At 60.4% G+C, this 15,015-nt stretch carries 13 protein-coding genes; 7 read left to right on the forward strand and 6 right to left on the reverse strand.

Annotation, left to right across the window (positions count from 1 at the left end; translation table 11 throughout):
* Positions 1-16: 16 nt before the first annotated feature.
* Positions 17-1,339 (reverse strand): serine hydroxymethyltransferase, encoded by a 1,323-nt coding sequence (locus tag CLV41_RS09260; RefSeq protein WP_103222056.1) that lies wholly within the window; start codon positions 1,337-1,339, stop codon positions 17-19.
* Positions 1,340-1,440: 101 nt separating this feature from the next.
* Between CLV41_RS09260 and CLV41_RS09265 the strand changes: the two genes are divergently transcribed.
* Complete coding sequence (locus CLV41_RS09265) at positions 1,441-2,337, forward strand: LysR family transcriptional regulator (RefSeq protein WP_103222057.1); 897 nt, start codon at positions 1,441-1,443, stop codon at positions 2,335-2,337.
* Positions 2,338-2,339: 2 nt separating this feature from the next.
* Here the strand turns inward: CLV41_RS09265 and CLV41_RS09270 are convergent, their stop codons facing one another.
* On the reverse strand, positions 2,340-4,265 hold the full coding sequence (locus CLV41_RS09270; protein WP_103222345.1) for an FAD-binding monooxygenase: 1,926 nt from the start codon (positions 4,263-4,265) through the stop codon (positions 2,340-2,342).
* A gap of 165 nt (positions 4,266-4,430) precedes the next feature.
* On the opposite strand from CLV41_RS09270, the gene CLV41_RS09275 reads away from it, so the two are divergent.
* Positions 4,431-4,913, forward strand: a complete 483-nt coding sequence (locus CLV41_RS09275; protein ID WP_103222058.1) for a MarR family winged helix-turn-helix transcriptional regulator — start codon at positions 4,431-4,433, stop codon at positions 4,911-4,913.
* Positions 4,914-4,936: 23 nt separating this feature from the next.
* Here the strand turns inward: CLV41_RS09275 and CLV41_RS09280 are convergent, their stop codons facing one another.
* Positions 4,937-5,209 carry a hypothetical protein gene (locus tag CLV41_RS09280; protein WP_103222059.1) on the reverse strand — a complete coding sequence of 91 codons (273 nt, stop codon included), beginning with the start codon at positions 5,207-5,209 and terminating at the stop codon, positions 4,937-4,939.
* Between the two features lie 463 nt (positions 5,210-5,672).
* Between CLV41_RS09280 and CLV41_RS09285 the strand changes: the two genes are divergently transcribed.
* From CLV41_RS09285 to CLV41_RS09295, 3 genes are all read left to right on the forward strand, one after another.
* Positions 5,673-6,737, forward strand: coding sequence for a TerC family protein (locus CLV41_RS09285; protein ID WP_103222060.1), 1,065 nt, complete (start codon positions 5,673-5,675; stop codon positions 6,735-6,737).
* A gap of 14 nt (positions 6,738-6,751) precedes the next feature.
* Positions 6,752-7,495: a sulfite exporter TauE/SafE family protein gene (locus tag CLV41_RS09290; RefSeq protein WP_103222061.1), complete on the forward strand. Its 744-nt coding sequence runs from the start codon at positions 6,752-6,754 to the stop codon at positions 7,493-7,495.
* Positions 7,496-7,715: 220 nt separating this feature from the next.
* On the forward strand, positions 7,716-8,036 hold the full coding sequence (locus CLV41_RS09295; protein WP_146048542.1) for a hypothetical protein: 321 nt from the start codon (positions 7,716-7,718) through the stop codon (positions 8,034-8,036).
* 105 nt (positions 8,037-8,141) lie between these two features.
* Here the strand turns inward: CLV41_RS09295 and CLV41_RS09300 are convergent, their stop codons facing one another.
* From CLV41_RS09300 to CLV41_RS09310, 3 genes are read right to left on the reverse strand one after another with little or no spacing between them, the layout of a single operon-like run.
* Positions 8,142-9,053 carry a DMT family transporter gene (locus CLV41_RS09300; RefSeq protein ID WP_208987409.1) on the reverse strand — a complete coding sequence of 304 codons (912 nt, stop codon included), beginning with the start codon at positions 9,051-9,053 and terminating at the stop codon, positions 8,142-8,144.
* Positions 9,040-11,373: a PIG-L family deacetylase gene (locus tag CLV41_RS09305; RefSeq protein WP_103222064.1), complete on the reverse strand. Its 2,334-nt coding sequence runs from the start codon at positions 11,371-11,373 to the stop codon at positions 9,040-9,042. The genes CLV41_RS09300 and CLV41_RS09305 overlap by 14 nt, the downstream gene beginning before the upstream one ends.
* Positions 11,374-11,427: 54 nt before the next feature.
* Positions 11,428-12,591, reverse strand: a complete 1,164-nt coding sequence (locus CLV41_RS09310; RefSeq protein WP_235867099.1) for an ROK family transcriptional regulator — start codon at positions 12,589-12,591, stop codon at positions 11,428-11,430.
* A gap of 129 nt (positions 12,592-12,720) precedes the next feature.
* On the opposite strand from CLV41_RS09310, the gene CLV41_RS09315 reads away from it, so the two are divergent.
* Positions 12,721-13,974: an extracellular solute-binding protein gene (locus CLV41_RS09315; protein WP_103222066.1), complete on the forward strand. Its 1,254-nt coding sequence runs from the start codon at positions 12,721-12,723 to the stop codon at positions 13,972-13,974.
* Between the two features lie 77 nt (positions 13,975-14,051).
* On the forward strand, positions 14,052-14,945 hold the full coding sequence (locus CLV41_RS09320; protein WP_103222067.1) for a carbohydrate ABC transporter permease: 894 nt from the start codon (positions 14,052-14,054) through the stop codon (positions 14,943-14,945).
* The last annotated feature ends 70 nt before the right edge of the window (positions 14,946-15,015 follow it).

Consider the following 15,015-nt stretch of genomic DNA (forward strand, 5'->3'; position numbering starts at 1 on the left):
TCACCGGCGGTGCATCTTATTGACAGATGAAGTGCAGCGTGTCGAAGCTTCGGCGCCAGTCGGCCACCCGTCCGGCCATGGCCTCAGGATCGTTGGACCGCAGGGCTTCCGCGATCATCCGGGCAAGCTCCGCCATATGTTCTTCGCGCATGCCCCAGCGCACCAGTTCCGGCGTGCCTATCCTGAGACCGTTCATGTCTTCGGCCACCGGCGCGATCGGCAGACCGATGCCGCAAGCGAGAAATCCCGCCTTGCGGAGCTTTTTCGAAGCAGTCTGGCCGCCGCCGAACGCAGCGGCTTCCACCGCGAGCTGGTGCGAGGCGGTATAACCCTTGCGGGTGGCGAACACCGGCAGGCCTTCCGCCGCCAGGGCGTCCGCGAGCGTCCGGGCGGTTGCGGCCATCATCCGGGCATAGGCCGTTCCATGCTCGCGCCAGTCAAGCAGCGTGACGGCGAGCGCCGCCGACTTGGCGACATCGAAATTCGCGGTCAGGCCGGGAAAGGCGATTGCATCGAGCTTCCGCGAAAGATCCCGGTCGTTGGTGACGATCAGCCCGCCCGCGGGGCCGCCCAGGCTCTTGTATGTGCTCATGGTCATGAGGTGGGCGCCCTCGTTGAGCGGATCGGAAAAGACACCGCCGGCGATCATGCCGCACTGGTGAGCGGCGTCGAATAGCACTTTGGCTCCGGTCTCGTCGGCAATGGCGCGGATTTCAGCGACCGGGTGCGGATAAAGATTGAGGCTCATGCCGATGGTGATGAGTTTGGGGCGCACCTTCAGAGCAAGCTCCCGCAACCCGTCCAGATCGATGGTGTAGCCGTCCGGGTCTATCGGTGCTTCATGGATCTCAAGACCGTACAGACCGGCGCAGCCCGGCGCGTGGTGGGTGACATGCCCGCCGACAGAGGCCGGCGGCGCGATGATGACATCGCCCGGTTTTGTCGTCGCCATGAATGCATAGAAATTGGCGAGCGCGCCCGAGGGGACCCGGATTTCCGCGTATCTTGCCCTGAAGACCTCCGCAGCAAGCCCGGCCGCGATCACTTCGATCTCTTCGATGGCTTCCAGCCCCATCTCGTATTTGTCGCCCGGATAACCCAGCGACGGGCGCGAACCCAGGCCGCTGGAAAGCAGAGCCTCCGCTCTCGGGTTCATCACGTTTGTCGCCGGATTGAGGTTGAAGCAGTCCCGCTCGTGGATCTTGCGGTTCTCCTGCGCCAGCGTTTCGATGCGCAAGGCGACCTGCTCCGACGACATGGCCTGTGTGCGGCCGGTGATTTCATCGATACGCGCAGCCGCCACAGAAGGCAGCCAGGGGCATAGGTCAAGAGCGGTCATGCTTGAACTCCAGTGGAAACGTACCGAAAGACTGGACGAGGGGTTGCCCGGCCGCAAACCAGATTTTAGAAATATAAGGCCTAGAAAAATTAAGGCTTACCATGTCGATTTCACCGCCAGTCCCCCGGTTTCCGTCCCTCAATGCGCTGAAGGCTTTCGAAGCCGCCGCGCGTTTGGGCGGCTTTGCTCCGGCCGCCGAGGAACTTCATGTGACAGCAGGCGCGGTGGCCGCGCAGATAAAATCTCTGGAGCAGGAAATCGGCGCGGCGCTTTTTGTGCGGCAGGCCCGTGGCGTCAGCCTTACGCCTCTTGGACAAAGGGCTTTGCAGGGTTTCATTGCGGCCTTCGACATGCTGGGAGAAGCTGTCCGGGACCTCAAGCGTGACGCCGCGCCGCAAAAGGTGCATATCGCCGCGCTGCCCGCCCTGGCTCAGCTCTGGCTGGCGCCAAGACTGCCCGCTGTTCGCGAACGTCTGGACGGCATCGATATCTCGGTGACGGCGCTGGAACGGCCGCCGAACCTGAAGCGCGTCCCGTTTGATCTCTGCCTCTTTTACGGCTCGCATTCACCCCACGGCAGTATCCGGTTTGCGGAGGATGAGCTTCTGCCGGTCTGCACGCCGGAAGTCGCAAGGGCGTTAAAAAAGCCGTGGGACCTGAAACAAGCCGTGTGCCTGACGGACACGGCCTGGGCCGGGGACTGGAGCACCTGGGCGGAAAAAATCATGCCGGGTGAAGGTTTCGCGCCGCGCGGTCCGGTGTTCTCCCTCTATGCGCTCGCCCTTCAGGAAGCCCTCAGCGGGGCGGGTGTGCTGATGTCACGCCGGGCGCTGGTCGCTCCCTATCTGGCGTCCGGGGCCCTGGTCGCGCCATTTTCGAAAACAGCGCCGGCGGGGGAGGCCATCTCCCTCTGGCTGCTTCCAACCAGTCGCCGTGGCGGTGCGGCGGAGCAGGTCATGGAGGCCTTGCAGGTTATTGCGGGCGACACCGACACCTGATCCTAATTCACTCCACTCAGCAGAACCCTGTCGAAAAACGCGGCAAGGTCCGCATGGGCATCCAGCGGAAGGACCAGGGAGACATACTGGTCCGGACGGACAACCACCATGCAGCCCGAGGTTCGGTCGATGCCGCGCATGGCGAAAATGTCGCTCACCGGGTCCGGGCAGAACATCTTTTCATAGTCCCGCAGCCCGTAACGGCCTTTCGCCGGCAGCAGGAAGGCCGGCAGGCGGTTCAGGTCGAGATCGCGATGGCCTTGCTGGAATACCGCCCTCATGTCGAGGACCGCATCGATGTCCTCCCCCTTCGACGTGTATTTTCTGACCGGCGAAGCCGGTGCCGTGTCAAGAAACAGGCACAGGCGGCGGATCGTGGAACTTTCCGCCATGGGATCTTCGGCGCCTGCGAAGGTGAAGAGACGCCAGCGCCCGTCCGCCTTGAGCGTGTGGCCGAGATGGACCGCTTTGGCGTCCGCCAGGCGGATCACCGGGGCGGAGTGAAAGCGCATGCCGACCGGAAAACCGGTGGCCAGATGCTGATGATCTGCACTGCCGGTGAGCGTCGAGGACCGGTATTGCGTTGCCGTGCCGGCGGTATAGCGTCCGTGCGCGACGAAGTGCCTGCGCACGTCTTCCGGATCGACGCCATCCGGATTGCTCTCCGATTTCAGTGGGGCGCTCAGCATCCTCGACCAATTGCGGTCGAATTCGATCAGCATCCGCGCGGTCTCCTGGCGCTCTTCAGAATAGCTGTGAAGCAGAGCCGGGGAGCTGCGGCCGAGGAGAACATGGGCAAGTTTCCAGCCGAGATTGAACGTGTCCTGCATGGAGACATTCATGCCCTGACCGGCCTTCGGGCTGTGCGTGTGGCAGGCATCGCCGGCGATGAAGACATGGGGCGGGCGGTCTTCGCCGTCCGCGACATCGTCGAACCGGTCGCACAGTCTTTGGCCGATCTCGTAGACCGACCACCAGGCGACTTCCTTCACATCCAGCGCATGGGGATGGAGTATCCGCTGTGCGGCGGCTATCAGCTGGTCGATGCTAATATTGCGTCCGGCGACGCGTTCGTTTTCATTGAGCTTGTCGAGCTCCACATAGATGCGCACCAGATAGCCGCCCTCGCGGGGGATGATCAGGATACTGCCTTCGGACTTCGACTGGACAAGCGCCTTGAACCGAATGTCGGGAAAATCGGTGACGGCGAGCACATCCATCACGCCCCAGGCCTGATTGGCCGAATCTCCCGTGAGTTCGCGCCCAAGGGCCTTGCGGACGGCGCTGCGCGCGCCGTCGCAGCCGACCACGTATTTCGCCCTGACTGTCTCCGTCTTTCCTTCATGTCCCGCACCGGTCCGCTCCAGGCGGGCGGTGACCGGATAGTCACCCGCCGAAGCGGACGGATCGACCGCAAGATCCACCAGGCGCCTGGAATAATCCGGCTCCAGCCGGTTCGCCGATTTGCGCATGATATCGAGATAGAAGTCGTGCACGCGGGCCTGGTTGAGGATCACATGCGGGAATTCGGAAAGCCCGTCCTCCACGTCCTGAACCCGCCCGCTGCGGGTGATGGTTTCCGGCCGGTCCGGGTCGGGTTTCCAGAAAGTCGTCTCGTTGACCCAGTAGGCCTCCTTCATCACCTTTTCGCAGAAGCCGAAGGCGTGGAACATTTCCATCGTGCGGCAGGCGATGCCGTCGGCCTGACCGAGTTCAAGCGGTCCGGCTTTCTGCTCGACAATCCGGGTGCGGATGGAAGGAAAGGCCGCAAGCTGGGCGGCAAGCGTCAGTCCGGCCGGACCGCAGCCCACGATCAGGACATCGACGGTCCCCGGAAGCTCATCGCTGTCCGCCGGCATGCCGGTGGTATCCGTCTGCGCGCAGATGTCCGGATCGCCGGTCCTGAAACCGTTGAGATGAAATTGCATGGACTGTTCCTCCGCCCGTTCCGTCTCGGCCATCCTCGCCGGAGGCAGCCTCCCGTTTTGACAAACCTGTCGCGATGCTGACACTGGCTTCGACAGATCCGATATTTAATAAGTATACTGATCATCAGTATACTGTCAATTTAGATGGAAGGTTCGAGGAACGCCTTGAAAGACATTAATGACATGCCCGGCCACCTGGTGCGCCGCCTTCAGCAGATCGCTGTTGCCGTGTTTCATGCGCAGGTCGAAAGCACCGGCTTCGATCTGACACCGGTCCAGTATGCGGCGCTTGTAAGGGTCCGCACGCATCCCGGCATCGATCAGGCGACATTGGCGGGTCTGATCGCCTATGACCGCACGACCATCGCGGGTGTGGTCGACCGGCTGGTGCAGAAGGGGTTTTTGAGCCGCGAGATCAGCGGCACGGACCGCAGGGCCCGCGTGCTGCGCATGACGGAGACCGGCGAAGCCGCCCTGGAAAGGATTACGCCGGCGGTTGAGACCGCGCAGGAACTCATCCTGAGCGGCCTTGACGAGGTGGAGACGGTGGAATTCATGCGCCTGCTGCGCAAGGCGACGGAAGCCGCGAACGACTTCAGCCGCGCGCCGTTGCGGCAGGTCTCAAGCGACCCTCGCGAGGAGACGTAGAGATCTGCGGTGAGCCGTCGCCGTCAGTTGTTTTCAGGATCCGTTTCGGCGTGGAAGGCCAACACGGCCACGGCGACGCAGGCCCAGACCGCAGGCAGGGCGACCGCCAGGGTCAGGATGCCGAACGGCACGAGGGAAAGCATCAGATAGCCTCCCACAGACCATATGATCAGGCATGAGAAGACGAGTATCAGGCTGTCGATCAGGACAGTTGCCGAAACGACGCTAAGCAGGCTGCCGGGCGTGAGCACGCGACGCCGGCCGCGTTCGGTGTCTTCTTCGGTATTCAGGGACATCAATCCGCACTCCAACACCTTTCGGAAGTATCTTCGAAAGGCACGAACCGTCTGGATCTGCGGAGGTGCGACCACTCGCTACCCTTTCCGGCAGATCCCGGTCCTGCGCGGATGTTACGGCTCCGGTATCGGCAGGCAATTAGACGAAAAATATATTTGCCCCCGTCTTTCACGCCGTGAATTTGCCGGGATTGTGAACAGCGTTGCCTGGATTGCGGCTTTTTTCAGTCTTCGGACCTCTCCCAAAAAGGGAGTGTCCGGGCGCGAAGTCTTCCGGCGACCGACGGGTTCAGGCGAATGCGAAAGTACTCCGGCTGAAAATTCGGTCTACCGTCCCGAAATCCACTTGCAAAGCTTTTGCCATCATCCCACGTGATCTTCGCTCGCATATGAGTTCCCAGCACGACAAGCCAGCCCTGTCATGTGCCCGGTGTTGAATAATGGCGCTGGTGGAACCTCTGACATGACCCTGTTGCTCGCTGAAGTGATGGGCGAACCCGTATGGATGTGGGGTATGTTTCTCACACTTGTGCTGGGCTTGCTGGCATTCGATCTGGGCGTCCTGCACCGTCATCCGCATGAAATCGGCCCCCGGGAAAGCCTCCTCCTGTCGATATTCTATATCGGCCTCGGCCTTCTGTTTGGCCTCTGGATCTGGCTGATGCTCGGGGCGCAGGCCGCGATGCTCTACGTCACCGGTTTCGTCGTCGAAAAGAGCCTGGCGCTGGACAATGTGTTCGTCATCGCGGTGATCTTCTCCTACTTCGCCATTCCGAAGGAGCTTCAGCACCGGGTTCTGATTTACGGAATTCTGGGCGTCATCGTGCTGCGCGGTCTGATGATAGGGGCGGGCACCGCCATCGTGTCGCAGTTCGAGTGGGTGCTTTACGGCTTCGCCGCCTTCCTCGTCTTTTCCGGCATCAGGATGCTTGTTGCCCGTGAGCAGGACTTCGATGTCGCATCGAACCCGGTGCTGCGTCTGTCGTGCAAATGGCTGCCGCTCACTCCGGCTTTGCACGGACACAGGTTTTTCGTGCGGTCCGGACCGCATCTGCTTGCAACGCCGCTGTTCCTGACCTTGCTGATGATCGAGACCGCGGATGTCATATTCGCAATCGACTCCATCCCGGCCATATTCGCGATCACCACCGAGCCCTATCTCGTCTATACGTCCAATATTTTCGCGATCCTCGGCCTGCGCGCGCTCTACTTCGTGCTGGTCGTGATGATCGACCGCTTCTGTTATCTGAAGGGGGCGCTCTCGCTGGTGCTCGTCTTCATCGGCAGCAAAATCTTTCTGTCCGACCTGTTCGGTCTCGAGAAATTCCCGCCAACGCTGTCCCTGACGATCACGCTTGCACTTCTTGCAGGTGGAATTCTGCTCTCCTTGCTGGTGTCCAGGCCTCCGGCGGCGGCCATCGACAGCGGCAGCGGGCAGGCACCTGACGAAGAAGAGCATTTCGTGGCGCAACAGGCAGGCACTTTCGGCATAAGTCCTGACAGTGCGTCTTCCAACTTGCGGCGATAAGGTCCGGGGTCTGCATGTCCGATTTTCTGCTCTTCGTCGCAGTTGGATTTGCCGCGCAGCTCATCGATGGCGCAATCGGCATGGCTTACGGTCTTGCCAGCACCTCTGTCCTGCTCGGACTGGGAATCTCGCCCGCGGTCGCCAGCGCAAGCGTTCACGCGGCGGAGGTGTTCACAACCGGTGTTTCGGCACTGTCTCACTGGCGTTTCGGCAACGTTCGGATGAGCTTTGTCGTCAGGCTCGCCATTCCCGGCGCTGTGGGCGGTGTGTGCGGCGCTATGGTTCTGTCATCCATCGACGGTGAGAGCATCCGCCCCGTGGTCGCGGTTTATCTGGCCGCAATGGGCCTTTGGATCGTTTGGAAAGCAGCGCGGGGGAAAGTCCGCCAGCCCGCCGAACCCCGTATGCTGCCCGCGCTCGGTCTCGCCGGCGGTTTTCTGGACGCCATCGGCGGCGGTGGATGGGGACCCGTCGTGACGTCGAGCATCATCGGCCAGGGCGGCGTGGCGCGCACCGCGATCGGTTCGGCGAATGCTAGCGAGTTTCTCGTGACGCTCGCGATCTCGGGAACGTTTTTCCTGACGGTCGGTCTCGAACTCTGGCCGATCATCCTTGGGTTGATCCTTGGCGGCGTGCTTGCCGCGCCCCTGGCCGCGCTTGTCGTCCGGCACATGCCGGACCGGCCGATGATGCTGATGGTCGGCGTTCTGATCACGCTCCTTTCAATGCGCGAATTCCTGCGCGTCTTCGGTCACTGAAAGCCGGCGGTGTGGAAACAGATCCGGACCTCTCGCGGCACCTGAAATCTCGACACTGAAAAGACCCGCCGGAACCAGGTCTCCCTGCGCGCTGCGCCTGGCCGGGACGGCGCAGAGAAGGGTCTCCTCGCTTGGGTGACCAGGCGTTTTCACCGTTCTTTTTTGAACCGATTGGTTCCCAAGGCGTTTCCCTATCAGGATCAATCCGATGGAGAACACCATGCTGCGCCCAGAAAATAGGGAAAACGGCGGGACACTCGTTCCGGTCAGCTTCGCCACGCTCGCGGCCCTGCTCGCGCTTCTCGCCCCTCCGGCCTTCGCCGAAGAACCGCCGGGAGACTGCGAGATCGATCCCGAGCGTGAGGAAACCGAGACCCGGAATGCGGATGAAGACGTAAACGCCCGAAGACTGGCGGACTGCGACGGCATTCTCCACCCGGCCCCTGTCGGTGACACGGAAATGGTTCAGCCCGCACGGGAAACGGGAGAGATGCCGGTCATTGATCCTGAAGAACTGCCGGATCGGCAGGGAAGGCAATAGCAGGTGGCTTGATCCGGGGCGCAGGGACGAGCCCTCTCTCCGCGAACCGGTCACGCACAAGCGCCCGGACATTCACCCGGACATTAACCCGGACGTTCCCAAGGTTTACTTCTCCTTGGTGTCGAAGCGGTCTGTCCAACGGGACACCCGGGAAGACCGCGCCGCCCTGGTGATCCAGAGTGCGGCGCCGACAATCAGCACCGCGCCGAGACCAAAGCGGAGGCTTGGGATTTCATCGAAAACCAGATAGCCGACGACCGTTGTCAATATAAGGCTCAGATATCCAAGTATTGCGAGATAGCCTGCATCCGCGCGCCGATGCGCGTTCAAGAAACAATATTGCGCGCCTTGCGAAAAAAGGCCGATGCCAAGCAGCGGGGCAAGGTGGTTCGCCGGAATATCGACCCAGGCCACGATGGCAAAAGGAGCGGTCAGGATGGCCAGGCCGGCGGTATAAAAAACCATCAGCACGATGTTGGGCACGCTGACCAGGCGCCGCATGACGATCACCGCGGCGCTGCCGAAAAACACCGCTGCTCCCATGGCCGGCAGCCCCCAAGTGAAGGACACCAGCCCCGGATCGACGGCGATCACAACGCCGAGAAAGGCAATTCCTGCCGCGATCCAGCGGCGCGGGCCGATGGTTTCCGATAGAAAAACCGCCGCCATCACCATCATCACGAAAGGCCTGGTGAAACCGATTGCCGTTACCAGCGCGAAGGGAAGCCGCGATAGTGCGAAGAAACTCACGCTGAGCGCCAAGGCTGACAATGCAACGCGCAACACGTGCAGCGGCAGTTGGTGCACATGCAAAAACCGGTCGCGCCACCGCCAGGCGGACGGCAGCAGCAAAAGGAACCCGATCGACGCCCGCAAAAACACGAGCTGGGCAACCGGATAGCCCAACCCAAGCCATTTGACGATCGTCAGGGCCCAGATATTCAGGGCCATGTCGGCAATCAGCCATGCGGCACCGCTCAGATTGTGCCCTGGTTCCGCCGACCTAACGGCGGACAAGAAAGTTGGCCATCAGGCGGTATGCGCCCGGTGTTCGTTTTTCCATTTGATGATGCAGGTTCAATGCGCAATGGATGTGCCGTCCCGCACCGATATCGGCCGCCAGCAAAGCCCCTTCGTGGGGTGTTTCATCCGGGTCCGCGATCCGGATGAGGGGAACATAGGCCTGATCCCAGCTCCTGGCGAAATAAAGCCCGCGCTCCTTGTGCCAGCCGGTCCAATCCGCGTCCCCAATAGTGTTGGGTGTCGACAACAAAGGATGGTCCGGTGCGAGCACTGTTACCGGCGCGCGCTCGTTCGTGACGCGCCAGCGCAGTGACGGCTGGCCGATTTCAAGGCGTTTTGGCGGAATGACGTCCGGATCCCAATTGTCCCAGGGCCGGTGATAGAGGGTCACGAGTGTCCCCCCGGCGGCACACCAGCGGTGAAGCCTGGGCATGCACGCCGCCAGGCCGGGGCGAAATCTCATCGCGAAAATACCGATCACGATCGCGTCGAATTCGGCCAGATCCTTGTCGCTCGCCAGGACATGGTCATCCAGGTCCACGACATCCAGCCCCATCTGTTTCAACCAGTGGCCCACACGGTCGTTGCCGCCACCGACATAACCGACACGCACGTTGGGCAGCGCGACATCAAGGACTTCGATCCCGAGCTCCGCTGGCCGCAGCAAAATACGCGGTGCGATGTGATTGTAAGAGACCTTGTGAACGGTCTGAGCCGGTTCTCCGTCGAGAAGCAAGGGGACGCAATACGCTCCGGGAACCGCATCATCCGGCACGTTGATCTCAAAGCCGTTTTCCGTGGTTTCGGCTTGCCACCCCTCGGGGAGCAGCAGCGAGGGAACGAGGCCTTCAGGTTTAACCTCGCTCAGATCGACATATATTTTCCGGCGGGGGGCGGCCAGGTTCAGGACCTCCGAAAGCGGTGACAGGACGGCGGAACGGCTGGGCAGGATTTGCGGCGGAACTTCCAGGGGAAGGTCGCTCACACTGTCCACTCCATTAGTGTTCAGACAAACACGCAGGCAGGGAGCGGCCGGTTCATCGGGCAGATAGACGGCGGGATACGGGTTTGACCGCGTCTGTGCTCCCACAGTCAATTTTCCGTCCTTGAACTGCCAGCCTTCCGCGACCTTCACCGTCACGCCGGCGTTTTGTGAAGCGCCGGGGCGCATTTCAATCCGGACATCGGCATGTTCGCCGGGTTGAAGTTCATCGTGTGAAAGCCGGCCCCGAACCTCAATGCCTGAGGCGACGCGGATGACCCGCGCAAGCTGCGTCCGCTTGCGGCGCAGTTTATGGACCAATTCCGGTGCGGCATCCTCGGCAATTGCCCGCTCGACCGCCTCAAGAGCGCCGCTCGCGTGACGAAGAACCGCGTCATAGTCGGGGAAAGCCTGGAGCGCCGCATCGATACAGGTCTGGGCTTCCTTCAGGCATGAAGCCTCACCGAGATCGGCAAGCGTTGCCGGAAGTCCGCAAGAGACACTCCGGTCCGGGACGTCGACGCGGGTTTTCGCCAGATGGAGAGGCCAGTTTTTCTCGCTGCCGGCGGGGATCCAGGTTCCCATCGCCTGGGTCTTGTGAAAAGCGCGGCTCTGTTCTCCTATGCGCGCGTAACTGAACCCGGTTACAGGATCAACGCCATCGCCTTCTATTGTCAGCGTGGCCGGCGGCGGGGGCAGATCGTCATCGTAAGCCTGGCCGGCACCGGACCATGCGGGCAGATAAAGTTTCTTGACCTGCCAGGCTGGCAGGGAACTCTTCGAATATCCGGGATCGGCGGCAAGGGCAAAAACCTCGTGAGCGGCCTGGGTCATCGCCCGGTGATGGCCATGCTGACCGGGAACATCGAGAAAGGTAGGGCAGATGATGTCGGGCCGCTCGAGGCGTACGATATCGACAAAGCGTTTCAGCGTCCGCTCCTTGCCCCATTTGTCGAGCGTCTCCTTGCCGGACTTGGAAAACCCGAAATCGAAAAGCGTGTCGTCCGGATGTTCGGAATGCCAATAAAGCCGCAAACCCAGAACATCGGCTGCCCGCTCCATCTCGGCCGTGCGCAATACGCCCAGCACTTCGCTGGTCTCGGTGCCAATGTCGTTTTGTCCGCCTTCGCCGCGCGTCGAACATGCGTAACTGAGGTCCACACCGTCGCGCAGCGCCAGAACCGCCAGCATTTTCGACATTTCGTCGTCGGGGTGTGCCCCGGTGTTCATGAATGAAACGACGGATCGCAGAGGCACAAGGGCTCGCCAAAGCTCAACGATACGAGGGCTTAGTCTTTCCTGGGCGATCCGGTCCCGGTCTGAAAGGGGCATGACGTCTCCTGAATGGCAAAGAATTCACCGCGCACGCGGCGCGAAAACTGGGGGCTAAAGGACTGCTGCTTGCGGTGTGAAGGCGCGATTGAGGACCAGGGACGCCGCACCAAGTGTTGCCGTCATCCGTCCTGCTGCGCCCCGCTGTAACCGTGGAAGAGTTTTGTCCTCCCGGTTGCCGACGGAAAGAACAGGCAGATCGACATTCGAGACCATGAAATCCAGAATGCTGCCCGGCATCGCTCCTCCAAGAATAATTGTCTCCGGATCGAACAGGTTCTCGATAATCATCACGGCCTGGGAGAGCGCGGCACAGGCATCGTCAAGCCAGGCGAGAAGGTCGGCATCTTCACTGGCCATCAGCGCGCCCAAGGCCGCGACATCCAGCGCGCCTTTGTTTGCCAGGCGTCTTTGAACTGAAATCCGGCTCAAACGGGCTTCCAGCGGCATCGGTCCGTCTGGAGTGAATATCGGGATTTGACCTATCTCTCCGGCATTCCCGTAAGCCCCTGCAACCAGTTGCCCCTGGTTGACCAGTCCAAGACCGAGGCCCGCTCCAAAATAGATGTAGGCATAATTGGACAGCCCGTGCGCGGCGCCGCCGATACGCTCCGCCATTGCCGCGGCATTGGCATCGTTGCTCAGCTCCACGGCCAGCCCCAGAGCCTCGCTGAAAAGCCTTGCGACATCTATGCTCTGCCAGCCGGGTAGATCCGAGCTGTTGCCTGACAGTCCGGTCTGGCCGAAAGGCCCGGGCATTACCACGCCCGCCCCCAGGACACGGTCGGGTTCGATACCTGATTTTTGCAGCATTTCAGCGCGAAGTTTCTGCACCTGCGCGACAACTTTCCGAGGTTCAAGGGACTTCAGAACACTGCGCTGGCTGGACACCTCTTTTCCGGACAGATCCAGAATGGCCATGAAGACCGCATCGGGACGCACCTCGATGCCCAGTGCATAACCGCCCTTTGGATTCACGGAATATTGCATTGCCGGCTGACCGCGTCCCAGAGCGCGAACACCGCGTTCGATCAGGAGGCCATCCGCCTCAAGTTCGGCAATGATGTTGCTCACAGCCTGTGTGCTCAAGCCGAACGAGCGGGCAAGAGCAGCCCGCCCCATCTCGCCGGCGGATTGAATGCACCCGAGCACCGCCTGCCTGTTGGAGCTCCGCGACCGTTCGGCATTGCTGCCTATGGGTGGTTTCGAAATCGTCATTTCCAAGCATTAACTCAATTGACTTGAATGCTCAAGTGAATTGAGTTAATGCTTGGGAAAGCGGCATAGATCGTACAAGACACTACAGACACATTCGCCACTCAGAGGTGGAGCAGGGGAAGCACAACGATGAAAAGATATCTCAGAACACTCGCATTGGCCGGTCTCACGTCCGCGGCGGCATTGATGGCTAACACGGCGTCCGCGGTCGAAATCGAATATTGGCAGTATTTCTTCGATGCCCGCGTCAAGGCGATGGAACAGCTTATTGAGTCTTTTGAAGCTCAAAATCCGGACATCACCGTCAAGATGACCCATTTTCCCTACGCGGATTACCGCACGAAAGTGGCTGCCGCGATTCCCGCGGGTGAAGGGCCTGATGTCGTTCAGCTCTTCTACGGCTGGCTGAACGACTATGTCGAAGCCAAGCTGATCCAGCCGCTGCCGGCCGATGTGTTCGATCCCGCGAAAATCGACGCGGAATTTTTCCCGATGGTTCAGGCGATGAAACTGGACGGGAAATATTATGCGCTGCCGACAGCCGTGCGCAGTCTTGCCCTGTTCTACAACGAACGCCTGTTCAAGGAAGCGGGTATCGAAAGCCCTCCGGCAACCCTGGACGAACTGGTGGAGACCGCCAAGGCGCTGACGAAACTGGACGGCGCGGGCAATATCACCCAGGTGGGCATCACAACAGGCATGACAGCGCAGGATCACCATTGGTGGCGCGAAGTCCTGGTCCGCCAATTTGGCGGCGACCCCTATGTCGACGACTACAAGACCGTGAACTACAATTCGGAAGCCGGTTTGGCTGCGTTGAAGTTTTACACGGATCTTGAACAGACCCACAAAGTCACGCTTTCCACCTTCATGGACGAACCCCAGGCAGCCTTCAAGGCCGGCCGTGCCGGGATGCACATCGACGGTTCTTTCCGTATCGGTTCGCTCAATGATGTTCGCGGATTGAAATGGGGTGTGGCGGAACTTCCGGCGGCGGCTGACGGGACCCGCTCGAATTACTCGTCTTACTGGGTCAATGCGATCACCACGAAGGCGGAGGGCGAGCGCTACGATGCCGCTGTCAAATTCATGGAATACATTGCCTCCGACGAAGCGATGCAGGTTTGGCTGGACGTCGTCGGCGAACTGCCGGCAAAACCGTCCGTCGGAATGACGGAGGCGAACGCGAACGACCCGGTTTTCGGACCCTTCATTCGCGGTCTGGCCTATGCACATACGACGAAGTTCGCCGATGAATCCGCTCAACGGCAGGAAATGGTCGATATGGTCGGCCGGATCACCCTTGAAAATATGGATCCTGCGGAAAGCCTGGACGTTGCCGCGAAGGCTGAACAGCTCAAGCTGGACGAATATTACAAGTAAGTCGCAACACCGGTTCCCATGTCACCATCGCCTGGGAACCGGCTCCCATTTTTCACGCGACTTTTGGACGATCAGCCATGAGTTTTTACCGCAGCCTATCAATCCGTCACAAGCAGATTGTCTGGGCCTGGACTTTCCTGACCGTGCCTGTGCTCTTTTATGTGGTGATCCGTTTTTACCCGACTGGAAATGCGATCCTGATTTCATTCCAGGACTGGAACCTGCTGGGTGAACGAAACTGGGCAGGTCTGGATAACTATATAAAGCTCTGGAACGACCCCGTATTCTGGAAAGTTTTCGCGAATACGTTTGAATACCTGATCATTGGCACACCCTTCAGTTTGGTGCTGTCTTTCATCATCGCCTATCATCTGGACAAGACGCGCTTTCTTCACAGTACCCTGCGCATGTTGTATTTCCTGCCATTCATGACCAGCGCGGTGGCCATGGCCTGGGTCTGGCGCTGGTTCTATCAGGGTGTGCCCATCGGATTGTTCAACAACATCCTGGCGTCCGTCGGCATCTCCCAGATCGATTTCCTGAACTCGACAACAATCGCCCTGCCGTCGGTTCTCGCGCCTGCAATCTGGGCAGGTCTCGGCTTCCAGGTGATCATATTCATGGCCGGCCTGCGGGCGATCCCGACGAGCTATTATGAAGCCGCCAAGATCGATGGCGTTGGCTGGTGGACGGTGTTGACCCAGATCACGCTGCCTCTGTTGCGCCCGACGATGGTCTTCATCGTTGTGTTTTCCTCGATCGGCTTCCTTCGGATCTTCGACCACGTCTACAACATGACCACCAACAATCCCGGTGGGCCGCTCAATTCCACAAAACCCCTGGTCCTCATGATTTATGACACGGCCTTCAACGGTTTCAACATGGGCTACGCGGCAGCGCAAACTGTCGTTCTTTTCCTGATCCTGTTAGTCATCAGCCTCGCTCAGTTGCGCCTGCTGAGGAGCGATTGATCCATGACCGTTTTGGATATTCACCCGACAACATCGGCCGTTCTCGCCGATCCGCCTGTTCGCCGGCAAC

This window comes from Roseibium marinum (assembly GCF_002906165.1).
In the GTDB taxonomy this organism is placed as follows: Bacteria; Pseudomonadota; Alphaproteobacteria; order Rhizobiales; family Stappiaceae; genus Roseibium; species Roseibium marinum.

Excerpts from the sequence above, each read along its gene's own strand:
- CLV41_RS09260 (WP_103222056.1), bottom strand. The coding sequence starts at position 1,339 with ATGACCGCTCTTGACCTATGCCCCTGGCTGCCTTCTGTGGCGGCTGCG.
- CLV41_RS09280 (WP_103222059.1), bottom strand. The coding sequence starts at position 5,209 with ATGTCCCTGAATACCGAAGAAGACACCGAACGCGGCCGGCGTCGCGTG.
- CLV41_RS09305 (WP_103222064.1), bottom strand. The coding sequence starts at position 11,373 with ATGCCCCTTTCAGACCGGGACCGGATCGCCCAGGAAAGACTAAGCCCT.
- CLV41_RS09265 (WP_103222057.1), top strand. The coding sequence starts at position 1,441 with ATGTCGATTTCACCGCCAGTCCCCCGGTTTCCGTCCCTCAATGCGCTG.
- CLV41_RS09290 (WP_103222061.1), top strand. The coding sequence starts at position 6,752 with ATGTCCGATTTTCTGCTCTTCGTCGCAGTTGGATTTGCCGCGCAGCTC.
- CLV41_RS09315 (WP_103222066.1), top strand. The coding sequence starts at position 12,721 with ATGAAAAGATATCTCAGAACACTCGCATTGGCCGGTCTCACGTCCGCG.
- CLV41_RS09285 (WP_103222060.1), top strand. The coding sequence starts at position 5,673 with ATGACCCTGTTGCTCGCTGAAGTGATGGGCGAACCCGTATGGATGTGG.
- CLV41_RS09310 (WP_235867099.1), bottom strand. The coding sequence starts at position 12,591 with ATGACGATTTCGAAACCACCCATAGGCAGCAATGCCGAACGGTCGCGG.
- CLV41_RS09295 (WP_146048542.1), top strand. The coding sequence starts at position 7,716 with ATGCTGCGCCCAGAAAATAGGGAAAACGGCGGGACACTCGTTCCGGTC.
- CLV41_RS09270 (WP_103222345.1), bottom strand. The coding sequence starts at position 4,265 with ATGCAATTTCATCTCAACGGTTTCAGGACCGGCGATCCGGACATCTGC.
- CLV41_RS09320 (WP_103222067.1), top strand. The coding sequence starts at position 14,052 with ATGAGTTTTTACCGCAGCCTATCAATCCGTCACAAGCAGATTGTCTGG.